The organism is Methylotenera mobilis JLW8 (assembly GCF_000023705.1).
GTDB lineage: Bacteria > Pseudomonadota > Gammaproteobacteria > Burkholderiales > Methylophilaceae > Methylotenera > Methylotenera mobilis.
Genome location: NC_012968.1, coordinates 110,012 through 124,581 on the forward strand (window position 1 = coordinate 110,012; position 14,570 = coordinate 124,581).

The window sequence follows — 14,570 nt, forward strand, 5'->3', positions numbered from 1 at the left end:
GCGATTATTGCCTGATAGGCTTGGTATTAAGAGTCTCTGGCTAATTTTTGTATTTGAATGTGAGAACAAAATGAATTTCAGTATTAAAAATAGAACCCCTGTTATTGCGTGGTTGTTGGTGGGCTTGGCATTTATGTTTGGCCTGTTCACCGATGCCAATGCAGACCCTGCTAAAGAGGTCAGGATTGCAACCGTAGCCTACAACGTTAATGGCAAGATAGGTTTTAACGGCACGGCTGCTATCGTGGAGGAGCAGGGCTGGCTAAAAGAAGAGCTTAAAAAGCAAGGCGTAACCCTTACCTGGGTGCCAGTTACTGCCCAATCTGTGGGTGTGACCATTAACGAAGGTTTTGCTAATAAGAGTATAGACTTTGCTGGTTATGGCGATTTGCCATCGATTATCCTTAACTCTGGCGGAATAGAAACGCGCATTGTGGTGCCAGGTGGGCGAGGTAATAATGTGTATCTGGTGGTGCCGCCTAATTCCAGTGCAAAATCGCTGGCTGACCTAAAAGGTAAACGCATTGCTTTGCACCGCGGCCGCCCTTGGGAAATAGCGTTTGCCCGCTATGTGGCAGCAAGCGGGTTCAAATTTTCAGATTTCAAAATATCTAACTTAAATCCGGGTGCTGGCGCCGCTGCTTTAGCTGCCGGCAATGTAGATGCCTTTGTTACGTTGAGCGATGCCTATCAGCTGGAGGATAAAAAAGTAGGCAAGATTATTTGGTCCACCAAGAGCGCGGCACAAGATTGGAAAATGCGAGCTGAGTTATGGGGCGCCAAAGACTTTATTGCGCAAAACCCTGCTATCACGCAGATTATTGCTACTGCTTACGTGAGAGCAGTGTACTGGACCTCGCAAGAAGCACATCTGGATGAGTATTTGAAGATTGCGAATCAAAATGGCCAGCCTGAAAACGTATTCAGACGTGAATATTCAGATGACTCCGTATCATGGAAGCTACGCTGGAGCCCACTGTTTGATGACCTAGTGCTAGATCACTATGCCAATGTTGCTCAATATAGCCGACAGGCCAACCTTATTCGCAAGGATATTAATACCAAGCAATTGTTTGATGCGCGCTTTTTAAATGCAGCAATCAAGGAGCTTAAGCTTGAAGGTTACTGGCAACCGAGGAAACCTGCGTTTAGAGGGGCTTAGCCATGACAAGGATAAGGAATATAGCGAATAGTCTGCATACTAATGCATTGTTTTTTGTGTCGCCTGCTGTGCTGTTGCTTGCATGGGCATGGGTATGCAGTGCAGGCATATTTCCGGAGCAGATTTTAGTTTCACCCGCTGGTGTGTATCAAACTGCGCACGAGCTTTGGGGTAATGGTGAGCTGCAATCACATCTGCATGACAGCTTGTATCGTCTGGTGTTGGGCTTCGCTATCGGCTCATTGCTAGGCTTAGTATTCGGTGTATTGATGGGGCTGTTTAAGCCTATAGATGCATTTTTTGCACCTACCTTTAATGCCTTACGACAGGTGCCAACTATCGCTTTTATCCCTATGTTGGTTATGATTTTTGGGGTGGAAGAGACGTTCAAGATTGTGGTGGTGGCTAAAGCAGCCTTTTTCCCAATTACACTTGCCACCTATGATGCGGTTAAAAACATTCCAAGCAGTTATTTCGAAGTGTCTAAAGTGTATCAACTATCCCACGTAAGCTTAGTTCGGCAGGTTATTCTGCCTGCGACGGTACCACCGATACTGACAGGGCTGCGTCTGGCGCTGGGGCGTTCTTGGATGGTGCTGGTGGCAGCGGAGTTGATAGCGGCAGACAGCGGCATAGGGCAAATGATGGAAATGGGTAGGCAGATGTTCAGAATAGATATTGTTTTGGTGGGGGTGTTGGTCACTGGGGTGATCGGCTTTTTGCTAGACCGCAGTTTGCGCTCTGTAGAGACGCATCTTGGCCGCTGGAAACAAAGCTAACTAATTAGCAGAGGTAATGATGAGTATAATTAATCAGTTTTCATCGAGGATTACGCATTTGAGAGGGCTGCTACTGCCGACTACAGTAGCCGTGATGTGGGAGTTTATGTCGCGGCAGGGGGATGCTTATACCTATATTTTTGTGCCTTTACGCCAAATCGGCGGCGGTTTTGTCGAGCTGATTCAAAGCGGAGAGTTGTTGATTAATCTCGTGGCAACTTTACAGACTACTGTAATTGGGTTGCTCATAGGCGGATTTTTCGGCCTGATGGTGGGTGGTTTAATGGCCGTGTCGCCATTTGCCAATAAATTAATCGGACCGCTGTATCATACTTTGCGACAGGTACCGTTGCTGGGATTAATCCCGTTAATCGCCTTATGGTTTGGCAATGATCTGTTTTCTAAAATCCTGATTGTCAGTCTTGCGGCATTTTATCCCATCGTGCTGAATACGTTTGAGGGCATGCGAGGCATAGAGCGTAAGTATGTAGAAGTAGCATCGGTGCTTAAATTTAACCGTTTGCAGTTGTTAGTACATGTTTTATTGCCTGCTGCCACGCCATCAATCATGACCGGGTTTATGCATGCATTAGCTTTTGCCTGGGTCTCTACCGTAGGCTCTGAGCTGCTATTTTCTACCGGCCCTGGTGTTGGTGGGTTGATGCTGATGGCGCAGGAGTCATCAAGAATGGATATTGTGATTGTGGCTGTGGTCAGTATCGGTTTGACCGGTTTACTGATGAACGCTAGTCTGTCTCATCTACGTCAATATCTGCTGCGTTGGCGCAGCGTACGCTAATGCAGTATTAAGCAAAGCGGTTCTCCTGATATGTGTGCGGTGCGTCTTCGGATGCACCGCTTTTTTTATAGATTTTTCAGCCATTTTTTTCATATGAGCTTGAGCCATAAACCATCAATATCGGCTGTTTATTAACAAGCAACTGTTTTAATTGTTGCTGCATATACAACAAGAATAATCATGTGCCAATTGGTTGGTTGCTATTTATGTTCAATTAAATCAACAGGTTGTTCTGTGATTTAGACTTGGCACATATTCTGCACTCTCTATAACTGTTAAGGCATATATGCCATGAAAATTTTAATCACAGTTAAAGAGAGTATTCAATGAGAAGTAAAGAAATTAAAGGCGCCCATCCGCGTCAGGCTATTTTCCAGTTAAAGCCGCTGGTAAAAAATGTATCACTAGCATTAGCAATTAGTGCGGCTACGGTCCTTAATGCCAATCTGTCTTATGCTGAGGAGGTTGTATCCGCCCAGTCTGAAGATAAGTCCAAAGCAGAAGGTGTAGCGCTACCTTCTGTGACGGTGACTTCACAAAAGCGTGAGGAGAGTGTGCAGGAAGTAAAAACAGCGATTACAGCTTTAGGCGGTAAAGATTTGCTTGATCAAGGGGTGGGGCGCTCAGCCAGTGAGGTGCTGAATTATGTGCCCAATGCGTCAGCTGCAACACAGCAGCATGGGCGACCACGTTGGTGGATTCGCGGTGTAGGGGCAGGCCAGCAGCAATATGATTTATCAAACCCGGTCGGGTTCTATTTGGATGAAGTCTATATCAGTAATGCCAGTGCTACAGGCTTTCCCTTATTTGATATCGAGCGTGTAGAGGTGCTACGCGGCCCACAAGGCACGTTATGGGGTAAAAACACGACTGGCGGTGCGGTGAGTGTCGTTTCAAAAAAACCATCGTTTAATACCGATACCAAAGATAATTATGTGAAAGTGGATTATGGCAGCTATAACGACAGAATCGTACAAGGGGGCGTAGGCGGCGTGATTATTGATGAGCGCTTAGCTGGCCGCGTGTCGTTTTTACAAGAAGACCAAGATGGTCGTTTGAAAAACCAGTTTACCGGCAGTAATGATGGCGGCTTATCAGAAGGGGCGATTCGTGGGCAGTTGCTGGCTATTTTAACGCCTGATGTAGAGGCGCTGCTAAACGTGCATTACCGTAAATATGAAACGGATGGCGCGATTACCACTACCAGAAGTTATGCAGCTAATGGTGTGCTGCGCAACGGCTACGCGCCAAGTAAAAACATTACGCATGTCAGCACCAATGCGCCTGATTATAGTGATAACACGCAAAATGGCGTGAGCTTGAATTTGAAATGGCAGCTGGGTCGTTTGGCGCTAACCTCTATCACCGGCTATGAAGATTTTCAGTCTGAAATATTGACCGATAACGACTTTACGCCACTTGAGATTTCCAGATCGCATACCGATGGCAAGAGCCATCAGTTTTCACAAGAGTTTAGGTTAGCATCACCGAAAGAAGACCGTTGGAACTGGTTGGCGGGTGCTCACTACTTTAATGAGAATGTGAATTTTAGTACGCAAGGTGCTAAATTACCATCTGCCACCGTGCCGGGATTGGCTGGTGCGCCACCGGGTGCAACTTATAACAAATCAGACTTAACGCATAATGCAGAGAGCTTTGCCTTGTTCGGCAGTAATACTTATAACTTTACCGAGCAGCTCAATGCGACCTTAGGTTTGAGATGGACGCGTGAAACCAAGGAATATGAGCTAAATAGAAAAGGCTCGACCGGCACAGGCTCATGGAGCAATCTGGCACAGTGGTGGAGCACCTATACTGGTGGATATGCATCAGCAGGTCCAGCAGGCTCAGGCACGTTTAGCGCTAAAAACTCCAAGACCTGGAACGCGATTACTTACGATATTACTCCAGAGTATAAGATCACTCCGCACGACCGTGTATATGCAAAGTACTCGCATGGCGAGAAGTCTGGCGGCTTTAATACTGCTGCCACTAATCTAGCCGCGGTCAATACGGTAAAGCCGGAGCAGTTAGATGCTTATGAGCTTGGTTACAAATCAGAGTGGCTAGGTGGGCGTTTAAACTTCAATACCAGCTTGTTCCATTACAACTATAAAGATGTACAGGTGAATGTTGTTGGCTTTAACGCTAATGCAGGAACTACAGTTTCTTATTTGCAGAATGCGAAAAAAGCCACTGTAAACGGTGCAGAGTTTGAGGTGGAGGCATTGCCGCTAGAGAATTTGCATGTCAATGCCAGCCTAGGCTTGTTAGATGCAGATTATGATAGTTTACAGGTAGTGAACGGCGGGGCAGATTTGAGTGGTAGATCATTAGTACGTGCGCCGCATGTAACGGCACAGCTTGCTGCGGATTATCGTATCCCTGTACGCTACGGTAAGGTGATTATTGGTGCAGATGCTCGCTACCAAGCCAAACAGTATTACTTTATTGATCCACAATCTGAAGCACGTGGTCACTTGAATCAAGAGGCTTACACCTTGGCAAATGCAAGGATTTCATTTGCCACGCACAATGACAAGTATTTATTTACCGGCTACGTGAATAATCTATTTGATAAAGAGTACAAAAACCACTCATTGCCAGCTTTTAACGCAGCTCAGGGCGTTAATGGCGATAGCGTTTATTGGGCGGCGCCAAGAACAGTTGGCGTTTCGGTCACCACACGCTGGTAATTATCCACGCAAGTGTTGATGCAAAAATCGCCAGATTGCCATTAGGTGGTCTGGCGTTATTTTTATCAGCGTAGGCATATCGAGGTAGCGTCTGCTACGTGTGCAAACCAAGCTGTTATTCATTTATATTCTGAGAGTTCATCCCTATGAGCCAATCCAATACCTTCAATACCCAACGTCCCTTATTAGCCACCCACCATTTCACTTATTCATTTGTTGGCCTGGCGCTCATGAGCGGCATCACCATCGGTATGAATAAGATTCTAGTCACTTTATTAGCGCTCCACCTGAATGCCGAGTCATGGCAGATAGGTTTGTTAATAGGAGCAGAAAGTTTATCGATGATGTTAATGTCGCTGCCCGCAGGCATCTTTATCAGCCGCTTCAGTGCGCGTTGGGTCTATGCAATTTCTAGTTTGGGCGCAATGATTTTATATCCGTTAATTGGCTACTCAACCTCTTGGTATCTTGCAGCTATTTTTTTATTTATTGCTGGAATTTGTATTCCATTTCGCGTGGTGGCCATGAATACCTCATGGTTAGAACGCCTGCCTGAAGTCGGCACTAGCCGTGGAGGCTGGTATCGAGGCACCTTGATGTTAGGCATAGGCTTGGTCGGGCCATTGCTTGGCAATTTAGTATCCAGTCATTTGGGGATACAGGGTAGCTATTGGATTACGAGCATATTATTTGCGGTGATGTCGTTTTATGGCTTCACTATTTTATCGCGTACACGTGAGTCCGCTGGCGCTAAAAGCGTACGTGGTGGAGTGAAGGAGATGCTGCAATACCTTACTGACCCGATGGTGCGTCAGGTATGTCTATATGATGGACTGGGGGGGATGGTACGTGGGTTTTTTGGTACTTTTATTATTGTTATTGCGGTGCGTCAATTTCACTGGAGTGCACAGCAGGGAATCACGCTGATGGTAGTAGAGGGTGCTGCATTTGTTGCGGTACTGCTATTTCTTGGGCATGTAGTGGCAAAGCTAGGTGAAAAAATAACGTATAACTTAAGCCATACCAGTCTGATTATCGGGTTGGCATTCTTGGGATTAAGTACTGGCGTGGTCGGGCTTTTGATTGGCGCTGTATTACAGGCGATAGGTCAAGCATTCAATCATCTCGTTAATATTTCACGATTGGCACATTCTGGTAAAAATATGGGTCATGTTTCAGGGTTATTTACCATGGTGGGTATGGCAGGTGGATTTGTGGGCGCCACTCTGGGCGGCTTTTTAAGCAAAGGTTTTGTGCTGCAGGATATATTTTTACTATGGATTCCTATCTGGTTGGCAGTATGTCCGGGCTTCCGTGCGTTTATCAGTAGCAACTTTAAAAAGATGACTACATAAGATATTAACGGTTTGCAAAATCAACAGTGCTGCTTCTCATCTTGTTGATTTTGCAGCAACTATTGAATTCACATCAATATGGATTGGTTTTTTGTTTGTAAAAATACAATACAAATCAATAGGTTGTATTGATTTGTATTGGCAGGTGATATTGGCATGCATCCTGCAAATTAAAAGAAATAGCGCTACATATACATATCAAGGTAGCTAGTTAATTCAGTTTAATTTTAGGAGGAATGTATGACTACAGAATTCTTGTGGCAATTGCCAACCAGCGGTGATGGGCGTTACGGCAATAGTAGAAAAGAGCGCCGTGCAGAACGTGCCTCATCCGCTCACCCCTACTCGGATGTCCTGACGGATCCTCGTGGTTTGAGCTTCAACTATTTTGATTACCTGCACCAAGTTGCACGTGCGGCAGATCTTGCTGGTTTTGATGGCATACGTATTCCAGAAGATATCAATGGTGATGAGCCATGGATCATCGCAGGTTATGTGGCACGTGGCAGTCGCCATTTAAAGCTAGTCACTGAGTTTGATGCCTCACGTGGTTCGTCAGTGTATGCAGCAAAAAATACAGTGAGCTACCAGCGCTTTACCGATGGGCGCTTTGCATGGCAGATCAGTGCTGGCGGTGATGACAAGCATAGACGCGCTTTAGGGGACTTTGTGGCAGATAGTGAAATTAATCCGCGCATTGAAGAATTTGTTACCGTAGCGCGCGGCGTACTCACCCAGTCTCCATACAGTTTTAAAGGAAAGTATTTCGAGGTGCTGAATGGCGGATTTCAAGGGGCATTATCTAACCAAAAAGTGCCGCCAATTTACCTTTCCGGTAAGAGTAAGGAGTCTTTGGCGCTATCGGCCAAAGTGGCAGACTTTCACATCTTCGATGCAGACACGGTAGAGAGTGTCCAACAGCAAATCCAAGAACTTAGCTCGCTAGCCAAACAGTATGGACGTGAGATTGCATTTGCGCTACGTATCGATATCGTCAGCCGTGAAACTGAGGATGAAGCGATTTTTGATGCACAACGTTATTGGCAGCAGTCTACGCAAAACCATCATCAGCCTGAGCTGAACGGTAATCTATGGGTAGGCTTATCAACTGATACCACAGCAGCCAATGCCACTCTAGTCGGCAGCTACGAGCAAGTGACGCAAGCACTTGTGGCCTATGCCGCTGCCGGGGTTAGCAGCTTCCTGCTTTCATCTGTCCCGCACTTTGAAGAGGCCTACCGCCTAGGGGAACATGTTTTACCTGGGGTGCGCGCTCAAATCAAGCACGATCAACGTCGTGCTGCCTAATTAAATTTAAGGAATATTGTATGACTATTGATGTTTTTTGGCGGATTCCCACCCACGGTGAACCTAGCTCACACCGTAATCGCACTCCGCATCGAGGTGACTGGTTCCCTGGAGATGACACTAAAGCCAAGCCAGGAAGTGTGGGCGGCACTGGAGAGGGTTATATCGACTATGTGGCAGAGATTGCGCGTGCTGCTGAGATTTCAGGTTTTCAGGGTGGGTTGATTCCATCTTTCCCGATGACAGATGAGCCTTGGGTGATTTCTTCATTACTCGCGCGTGAAACCTCTACGTTTCGCTTCATGATTCCGTTTCAGCCAGGATTTTTGAACCCAGTAGTCGCTGCGCGGATGACCGCAAGTTTGCAGCGCGCTACCGGTGGTAGAGCTTTATATAACATTATTACTGGTGGCGGAGGTCCTGCGCAATTATGGTGGGGAGATTCAGCGTCTCATGATGATAGATATGGCAGAACCACAGAGTTTTTGGATGTATTAAAAGGGGTTTGGAATGGCGGACCGTTCTCGTATAAAGGCAAGTTTTATCAAGTGGAAGATGCTGGATTAGCGCACCCATTATCTCAAGAAGAGTACCCTGAAATATACTTCTCAGGCTCTTCCGATGCCGCACTGGCCTCTGCCTCCAAGCATGCTGATTATTACCTGACATGGCTGGAACCATTTGAGCAGCTACGTGAGAAATTTGACCGGGTTAAAGCACGCACTCAGATTCTTGGACGTAAAATTAAATGCGCTATCCGTGTGGATATCATTGCTAGACCAACGGAAGAAGAAGCGTGGGCTGAGGTTGAAAAAGGATTTAACAGCTTGAGCCGCGAAGCTTTGGATAAATTCCAAAACCCAGATGCCAGTGACTCAGTAGGTGCTGCGCGCCAGCGTGGTAATCGCCCAACCACCATCAATAGTTATAAAGATTTGATTATTGAGCCAAATGTTTGGTCTGGCTTTAGCCTGCTACGCGGTGGTCAAACCAACGGCATAGTTGGTAGCTATGAGCAGGTAGCTGAACGCTTGGATCAACTGGTGGCGTTGGGTGCCGATGCATTTATTTTAGCCAGCACACCACATCTTGAAGAAGCGTATCGCGTGGGCGAAGAGGTGCTACCGTTATTGCGTGGCAAAACTGATACTGCGATTTTACGAGCTGTGGGGTAATTGAGATGGCTAATCCATTACCAGTCAATCAGCCATCCGGTTCTCAATTAAACGACATCTGGTTTACACGCTGCCCAGTGCCTACAGCAACTGGTTTGGCGTATAAATTAGGATGGCTTGAAGAGGAGTTTGCAAAAGATGGTATCTCAGTCGCAACGATTCAGGATGCGCCTAAAGCGCTTGCGCGCCATCATTATGATCATGAAATCACCAGTTTGATTCGAGAGGGTGGCAGCTTGCTTGCCTTGGCGGCCAAAGCTCAGGGTGCAAAAACAAAAGTCATCGGATTAACCTGGATAGATGAATGGCAGGTGATTTTGGTGAGCAAGGGCTCTCCTATCAATCGGCCGGCAGACCTTAAAGGGCGACGTATTGCATTACCAGCGTATGTTGATCGTGAAATACAGTCACATGTGCGCGGCAGCAGCATTGCACGTGGCATGACCTTGCAGGGGGTAAAGGGCGTTTTGGCATATGCCGGATTAACGCTGGATGACGTGTCATTTGTAGAGGTAGGCTCGGGGCAGGGTTCAGATACTGGCCTAGGCAGCCTGTGGTCAGGGCTCGATAGCCTGGCACGTGGCGAAGTAGATGCAGTGTATGTTAAAGGCGCATCGGCAGTGGATGCGGCTAAACGCTACGGTGCAATAGTGGGCATTGATATTGATAGGATCACTGACCGTCGATACCGCGTCAATAATGGCACGCCACGGCCGATTACTGTGCATGAAGATTTGATTGAAAACCACTTTGAGTTGTTGGTGCGCTTTCTTGGTCAAACATTACGTGCGGCCGATTGGGCAGCTTCTAATCTGGATGGGGTGCATAAGATTTTAAAAGAAGAAACCCGTGCCGGCGATGATGGGGTGGCGACAGCTTATCGTGATGGGTTCCACCAGTCGTTACACCCTAGCTTATCAAAAGAGTTAATGGATTTATTCAGAATCCAAAAGAACTTCACCTTAATTCATGGCGTGTTAGACCATGATTTTAATCTGGATACATGGATAGACCCCAGACCATTGGCTGCTGCACGCCAGTGGCTGGATAACTATTACCATACGCAGGAAAAGGCTGCGTAATTTATTTAATTTTAATGAAGGAGTTTTAGCATGGGAAAAATTGATACAGAGTTAGCCGCCGATGTCTCGGCATTTGCACAAAGCGTGAAGCAAGACGCTGAGCACGCCTTTAGGGTGCTGCGCGAAACAGATACCACCACCGCTTATGGTACGGTTGGCTTTGTGGTACGTGTACCTGGGCATGAGAAGCTGGTGGTGGTGAATGATCCGGGTCCGTGGAATAGGGGCGCAGAAATCACGCCAGCCATTATTGGCTTTGATGGCGCTGTGTTTGCAGGCAACCATAGCGGCGGCAAGCGCTACAACAAGCTATTTATTGAGCATCCTGACGTAAATATTATTTCACACGTGCATACACTTTATCTGGCTGCTTGGGCACAAACGCACCGTACTTTTCCTATCAACTATGTTGCGTTTAATCGCCATCATCTGGTGCGCGAGTTGCCAATTTATATTGATAGACGCCAGCCTGAAGTAGATTTTATTGTGGAGAAAGTGAATGAAAATCCACATAACTTTGCCATTATTGAAGCCAATGGCGGTGGCACGGTATGGGGTAAAGGCGGTGTGAGAGCATTGACTGATACTATTATTCTGCTCGAAGAAACTGCGCGCTTGCAACTGCTGGCTGAGGCGGTAGGTGGCTCAAGAAATTATGGTGCGGGTGCCTTAAGGCAAAATTGGACCATGACAGGTTTGTTCGATGAGGCCAAAACATTAGGCCTGCTGCCTATTACCGATATCTAGTACCTCATATTGACATATTGCATTCTCGGTAATTGAGTTTAGTCATGCGTATTTAAGTGATGGTCTTCAAATGTTGCTTGAGTACATGATTGCCGAGATGCAGCATCCCTGCTTTCTATCAATGCTTGCATGTGATTATTTGAGAATTGACAGGCTTATCTTTTGATAGAAACTATAGTTTCGCCCATAGTGATTGCGTACTGCTTATAACCGCGCCCAGGACGATGAAAATGGGCACTGGGTTGAGGTTGTTGCAATACCTTAAATGAAAGTATTAAGATCAATAAAGACGAGCTCGCCTCATATTGATCTTAATAGTGTTCAACTATTATTCTGAAATTTTCTTTAAGTTATCTAACCCACCACGATAAACACTCGTGATAACTTTTACTGCCGTAGCGTCATCTTGACCTTCAGCTGGAGTCGCAGACGTATCTTTGCGTTTGAAAGTGCCATCCCAAACTACGATTGATTTATTTTTTCCAACTTGCTTGACTGTCACTGATGAAGCATAGCTGGTTACAGGAAGGACGCCTTCAATTATTGAGTATTTAAAAGTTTTGGCTTTAGCATTGTATTTAAGTAACTTCTCTTTAATCGTCCCACCATCTTGAAGTGTTAATAGGCGTTCCGCCCCAACTTTATTGTTCTCACCTTTAACAATTTCAGTGGTTTTAACAGCTGGATGCCAAGCACCTAAATCATTAAAATTATTTACTTTCTCCCAAACTTTTACAGAAGGTGCATCAATACTTATTTCTTCATGAACTTTGAGGTTTTTTGCTTCATCAGCAAATACGTTGAATGTTGTGCTAATGAGCATTGAAGCAATCAATAAACTACATTTCATTTGTTATCTCCTAAAGTAATTACAATAAATACCCATTGGTATACTGATTAGTATACTACCGGGTATACAGATCTGTATATAGTTTAATTAAAGCTGGATATATTTAAGATTCGAAAGGGGTAGTAAAAGCAATGGCACATTATATTTTGGTAGTGGTTGATGCTATTAATATAATTAACGTGCCCAGGTTTTTCATTTTATGGAGCGCCAGAATCACCCGTAATGGATTGATGATTTTATTTTGCCAGAAATCTGTAAGGAATGATTGTAGCTGACGACCAATGTCTACATTTTGAATAGGAATCGAGTGCACCATGAAATTTATCATGAAATCTATATTGCGTAATATCCTGATGTTATCTGTATTGTTTGCCGGTAGTGCCATGGCTGATACGGTTGCCTTTACCCAAGCGGCATTTGCCAAGCTGCAACTGGAAGGTAAGCCGATTCTGGTGCATATACACGCGAACTGGTGCCCAACCTGTCGTGCGCAAGCGCCCATCATTTCATCGCTGTTAAAGCAAAAATATTTTCAAACGGTGACATCACTGCGTGTTGATTTTGATCAGCAAAAAGACATAGTAAAGGCGTTCCATGCCTCACGTCAGAGCACGCTAATCGTGTTCAAAGGTAATAAAGAGCTTGGCCGTAGCTTGGGCGACACCACGCCAGATGGCATAGAAAAACTATTGCGCAAGACACTTTAAGGAGACGGCAATGCTTGCTGAACTTGGTACTTACGGTCTTAGTTTTATTGCAGGAATATTGTCCACGTTATCTCCATGCGTCCTGCCACTGGTGCCGATACTAATCGGGTCTGCGGTAATGGCGCATCGACTAGGGCCCTTTGCGTTGGCGGCTGGGCTTGCATTGTCATTTACCGTGGTTGGGGTTTTGATCGCAAGTGTAGGAGCGGCTATCGGGCTGGATCAAGAGGTGCTCCGTAACATCGGCGCAATGCTACTGCTTGTCTTTGGGGTAGTGTTGCTCTCTACGGGGTTGCAAGCAAAGTTTGCGGTGGCAACTTCAAGCTTGAGTGGCACTGGGCAATCGTTGTTGAGCCGCGTTTCTACTGATGGATTGATTGGTCAATTTTCAATCGGCTTGTTATTAGGCTTGGTTTGGAGCCCTTGTGTTGGGCCTACTTTGGGCGCAACCATTACCCTTGCCAGCCAAGGCCAAAACCTTGGGCACGCCGCGGTTGTGATGGCGATATTTGGCTTAGGGGCAAGTACACCGTTGGTTATTTTAAGTTTGCTGTCACGTCAGAGCATCATGAAGTTTCGTAACAAAATGATGGCGAGCGGAGCAGCAGGCAAGAAAATACTGGGCATGCTACTCTTGGTGCTTGGGCTATTGATATTAACTGGTTGGGACAAACACTTAGAAGCTTCCTTTCTAAATATTGCCCCTGACTGGCTAGTGCAGCTTACAACATCAATATAGCCTGTATCCTTATTTTTACGCTAGCAGATATAGGTTAGTCGCGCCCGCAATAAAACTTGCGCATGGATTCACCGGTCACATCCGGTGCTATGGGTTCCCACTCCGCAGGGGTGCTGCTTTTGAGCATGGATGCGCCACGCCCCAAATTGAGCTGGTAGTAGTTCGCGGCCATGGTTCTGCGCATTTTGGTTTTACAGTTGACCTCGAGCAAAGACTTTACCGAGAGGTAAGTTTGTTGCTGCATGGTTTGTGTTGTGCTGTAGTCCTGCATTTGCCAAACTTTTAGCACTTGGTCCTGGTTGCGTAATGCCAGGTTGTAATAAACCTTCACATTGCTTTGATTGCTGGAGCCGCTAAACTCAGTCCAATCCGCCCATGCGCCGGAGCTGAGAAGTGCAAGCGTGAGCGCGATTAGCAGTTTTGTCATGTTGTGTCCCATCGTGGTTTGCTACCAGAGTAATGGACTACTGGTGAGTCGCATTCATTTTGCGTTCAAGGTCAGCAATGTCACTATTGATTTTGGTGCGTTCTTCTTCACTGAGCTGTGGGTTATTCAGGCGTTGCTGCAATTGATTGCGCACCGCAGCTAGCATTTTTGAATGAGAGGCTTGCACTTCCACTTGTGGCTCCCGCATTTTGGCCAGCGCTGCGGTCAGTGCTTCATATTCTTGGTCATTCAGGCCGGTAATGCTTTTTAGCTCGGTGGATGGTTGTGCTGGTGTATTGGTCATGTGGGTATTAAATGCATATTGAAAGATGGTGCAATTTTATCACAGGCTGCTTTGCTTAGAGCGCAGGGAAGCGATGTACACAGATTGCGCAGGCATGATGATGGTGTGTAACAAGCGCTTGAAGGTTCAACAATAAGCACCAAATAAAAATTGGTAATATCTGGCTAAAAGGTAGATGATTATAATTGTCTGGAATTATTCTGAGATTTTTTAGTCAAGGGGAAACGATATGTCTGCACATACTTATAAACTCATCGAACTTGTAGGCAGCTCTAGTATAGGCACTGATGATGCAATCCGTAATGCGATTGCGAAAGCCGCACGCACCGTAAAGCATATGGACTGGTTTGAGGTGGTAGAGACTAGGGGGCATATTGTGAATGGCGAGGTCGCGCATTATCAAGTGACCATCAAGGTTGGTTTTAGAATAGAAGATTAAA

Annotated in this window: 15 protein-coding genes; 12 read left to right on the forward strand and 3 right to left on the reverse strand. The window is 46.0% G+C overall.

What is annotated here, in order from left to right; all coding sequences use genetic code 11:
* Nucleotides 1–70 precede the first annotated feature (70 nt).
* The 9 genes from MMOL_RS00510 (at nt 71) to MMOL_RS00550 (ending at nt 11,103) form a co-directional block, all read left to right on the forward strand.
* On the forward strand, nt 71–1,162 hold the full coding sequence (locus tag MMOL_RS00510) for an ABC transporter substrate-binding protein (RefSeq protein ID WP_012777472.1): 1,092 nt from the start codon (nt 71–73) through the stop codon (nt 1,160–1,162).
* A 2-nt stretch (nt 1,163–1,164) separates the two neighbouring features.
* Entirely contained in the window at nt 1,165–1,941 is a 777-nt protein-coding gene (locus tag MMOL_RS00515; protein ID WP_012777473.1) for an ABC transporter permease, read from the forward strand.
* A 16-nt stretch (nt 1,942–1,957) separates the two neighbouring features.
* Entirely contained in the window at nt 1,958–2,740 is a 783-nt protein-coding gene (locus MMOL_RS00520) for an ABC transporter permease (protein ID WP_202943668.1), read from the forward strand.
* Nucleotides 2,741–3,066: 326 nt separating this feature from the next.
* Nucleotides 3,067–5,436, forward strand: coding sequence for a TonB-dependent receptor (locus tag MMOL_RS00525; protein WP_012777475.1), 2,370 nt, complete (start codon nt 3,067–3,069; stop codon nt 5,434–5,436).
* 146 nt (nt 5,437–5,582) lie between these two features.
* Nucleotides 5,583–6,791: an MFS transporter gene (locus MMOL_RS00530; RefSeq protein WP_012777476.1), complete on the forward strand. Its 1,209-nt coding sequence runs from the start codon at nt 5,583–5,585 to the stop codon at nt 6,789–6,791.
* Nucleotides 6,792–7,031: 240 nt separating this feature from the next.
* Entirely contained in the window at nt 7,032–8,099 is a 1,068-nt protein-coding gene (locus MMOL_RS00535) for an LLM class flavin-dependent oxidoreductase (protein ID WP_012777477.1), read from the forward strand.
* A 20-nt stretch (nt 8,100–8,119) separates the two neighbouring features.
* Entirely contained in the window at nt 8,120–9,274 is a 1,155-nt protein-coding gene (locus tag MMOL_RS00540) for an LLM class flavin-dependent oxidoreductase (RefSeq protein WP_012777478.1), read from the forward strand.
* 5 nt (nt 9,275–9,279) lie between these two features.
* Nucleotides 9,280–10,356: an ABC transporter substrate-binding protein gene (locus tag MMOL_RS00545; protein ID WP_012777479.1), complete on the forward strand. Its 1,077-nt coding sequence runs from the start codon at nt 9,280–9,282 to the stop codon at nt 10,354–10,356.
* A 30-nt stretch (nt 10,357–10,386) separates the two neighbouring features.
* Complete coding sequence (locus MMOL_RS00550; RefSeq protein WP_012777480.1) at nt 10,387–11,103, forward strand: class II aldolase/adducin family protein; 717 nt, start codon at nt 10,387–10,389, stop codon at nt 11,101–11,103.
* Between the two features lie 328 nt (nt 11,104–11,431).
* On the opposite strand, the gene MMOL_RS00555 is transcribed toward MMOL_RS00550, so the two are convergent.
* Nucleotides 11,432–11,953, reverse strand: a complete 522-nt coding sequence (locus MMOL_RS00555) for an SRPBCC family protein (protein ID WP_012777481.1) — start codon at nt 11,951–11,953, stop codon at nt 11,432–11,434.
* Between the two features lie 314 nt (nt 11,954–12,267).
* Between MMOL_RS00555 and MMOL_RS00560 the strand changes: the two genes are divergently transcribed.
* Both MMOL_RS00560 and MMOL_RS00565 read left to right on the forward strand, forming a co-directional pair.
* On the forward strand, nt 12,268–12,660 hold the full coding sequence (locus MMOL_RS00560) for a thioredoxin family protein (protein ID WP_012777482.1): 393 nt from the start codon (nt 12,268–12,270) through the stop codon (nt 12,658–12,660).
* A gap of 10 nt (nt 12,661–12,670) precedes the next feature.
* A complete protein-coding gene (locus MMOL_RS00565) occupies nt 12,671–13,399 on the forward strand; it encodes a cytochrome c biogenesis CcdA family protein (RefSeq protein WP_012777483.1) in 729 nt (242 codons plus the stop codon).
* Between the two features lie 34 nt (nt 13,400–13,433).
* Here the strand turns inward: MMOL_RS00565 and MMOL_RS00570 are convergent, their stop codons facing one another.
* Nucleotides 13,434–13,826 (reverse strand): surface-adhesin E family protein, encoded by a 393-nt coding sequence (locus tag MMOL_RS00570; RefSeq protein WP_012777484.1) that lies wholly within the window; start codon nt 13,824–13,826, stop codon nt 13,434–13,436.
* A 37-nt stretch (nt 13,827–13,863) separates the two neighbouring features.
* Complete coding sequence (locus MMOL_RS00575) at nt 13,864–14,130, reverse strand: hypothetical protein (RefSeq protein WP_012777485.1); 267 nt, start codon at nt 14,128–14,130, stop codon at nt 13,864–13,866.
* 229 nt (nt 14,131–14,359) lie between these two features.
* Here MMOL_RS00575 and MMOL_RS00580 point away from each other — a divergent pair, with 229 nt between their 5' ends.
* Nucleotides 14,360–14,569, forward strand: a complete 210-nt coding sequence (locus MMOL_RS00580) for a dodecin (RefSeq protein ID WP_012777486.1) — start codon at nt 14,360–14,362, stop codon at nt 14,567–14,569.
* The last annotated feature ends 1 nt before the right edge of the window (nt 14,570 follow it).

What these genes read in the sequence shown, in the direction of transcription:
- MMOL_RS00510 (WP_012777472.1), top strand. Translation starts at nt 71, where the DNA reads ATGAATTTCAGTATTAAAAATAGAACCCCTGTTATTGCGTGGTTGTTG.
- MMOL_RS00515 (WP_012777473.1), top strand. Translation starts at nt 1,165, where the DNA reads ATGACAAGGATAAGGAATATAGCGAATAGTCTGCATACTAATGCATTG.
- MMOL_RS00520 (WP_202943668.1), top strand. Translation starts at nt 1,958, where the DNA reads ATGATGAGTATAATTAATCAGTTTTCATCGAGGATTACGCATTTGAGA.
- MMOL_RS00525 (WP_012777475.1), top strand. Translation starts at nt 3,067, where the DNA reads ATGAGAAGTAAAGAAATTAAAGGCGCCCATCCGCGTCAGGCTATTTTC.
- MMOL_RS00530 (WP_012777476.1), top strand. Translation starts at nt 5,583, where the DNA reads ATGAGCCAATCCAATACCTTCAATACCCAACGTCCCTTATTAGCCACC.
- MMOL_RS00535 (WP_012777477.1), top strand. Translation starts at nt 7,032, where the DNA reads ATGACTACAGAATTCTTGTGGCAATTGCCAACCAGCGGTGATGGGCGT.
- MMOL_RS00540 (WP_012777478.1), top strand. Translation starts at nt 8,120, where the DNA reads ATGACTATTGATGTTTTTTGGCGGATTCCCACCCACGGTGAACCTAGC.
- MMOL_RS00545 (WP_012777479.1), top strand. Translation starts at nt 9,280, where the DNA reads ATGGCTAATCCATTACCAGTCAATCAGCCATCCGGTTCTCAATTAAAC.
- MMOL_RS00550 (WP_012777480.1), top strand. Translation starts at nt 10,387, where the DNA reads ATGGGAAAAATTGATACAGAGTTAGCCGCCGATGTCTCGGCATTTGCA.
- MMOL_RS00555 (WP_012777481.1), bottom strand. Translation starts at nt 11,953, where the DNA reads ATGAAATGTAGTTTATTGATTGCTTCAATGCTCATTAGCACAACATTC.
- MMOL_RS00560 (WP_012777482.1), top strand. Translation starts at nt 12,268, where the DNA reads ATGAAATTTATCATGAAATCTATATTGCGTAATATCCTGATGTTATCT.
- MMOL_RS00565 (WP_012777483.1), top strand. Translation starts at nt 12,671, where the DNA reads ATGCTTGCTGAACTTGGTACTTACGGTCTTAGTTTTATTGCAGGAATA.
- MMOL_RS00570 (WP_012777484.1), bottom strand. Translation starts at nt 13,826, where the DNA reads ATGACAAAACTGCTAATCGCGCTCACGCTTGCACTTCTCAGCTCCGGC.
- MMOL_RS00575 (WP_012777485.1), bottom strand. Translation starts at nt 14,130, where the DNA reads ATGACCAATACACCAGCACAACCATCCACCGAGCTAAAAAGCATTACC.
- MMOL_RS00580 (WP_012777486.1), top strand. Translation starts at nt 14,360, where the DNA reads ATGTCTGCACATACTTATAAACTCATCGAACTTGTAGGCAGCTCTAGT.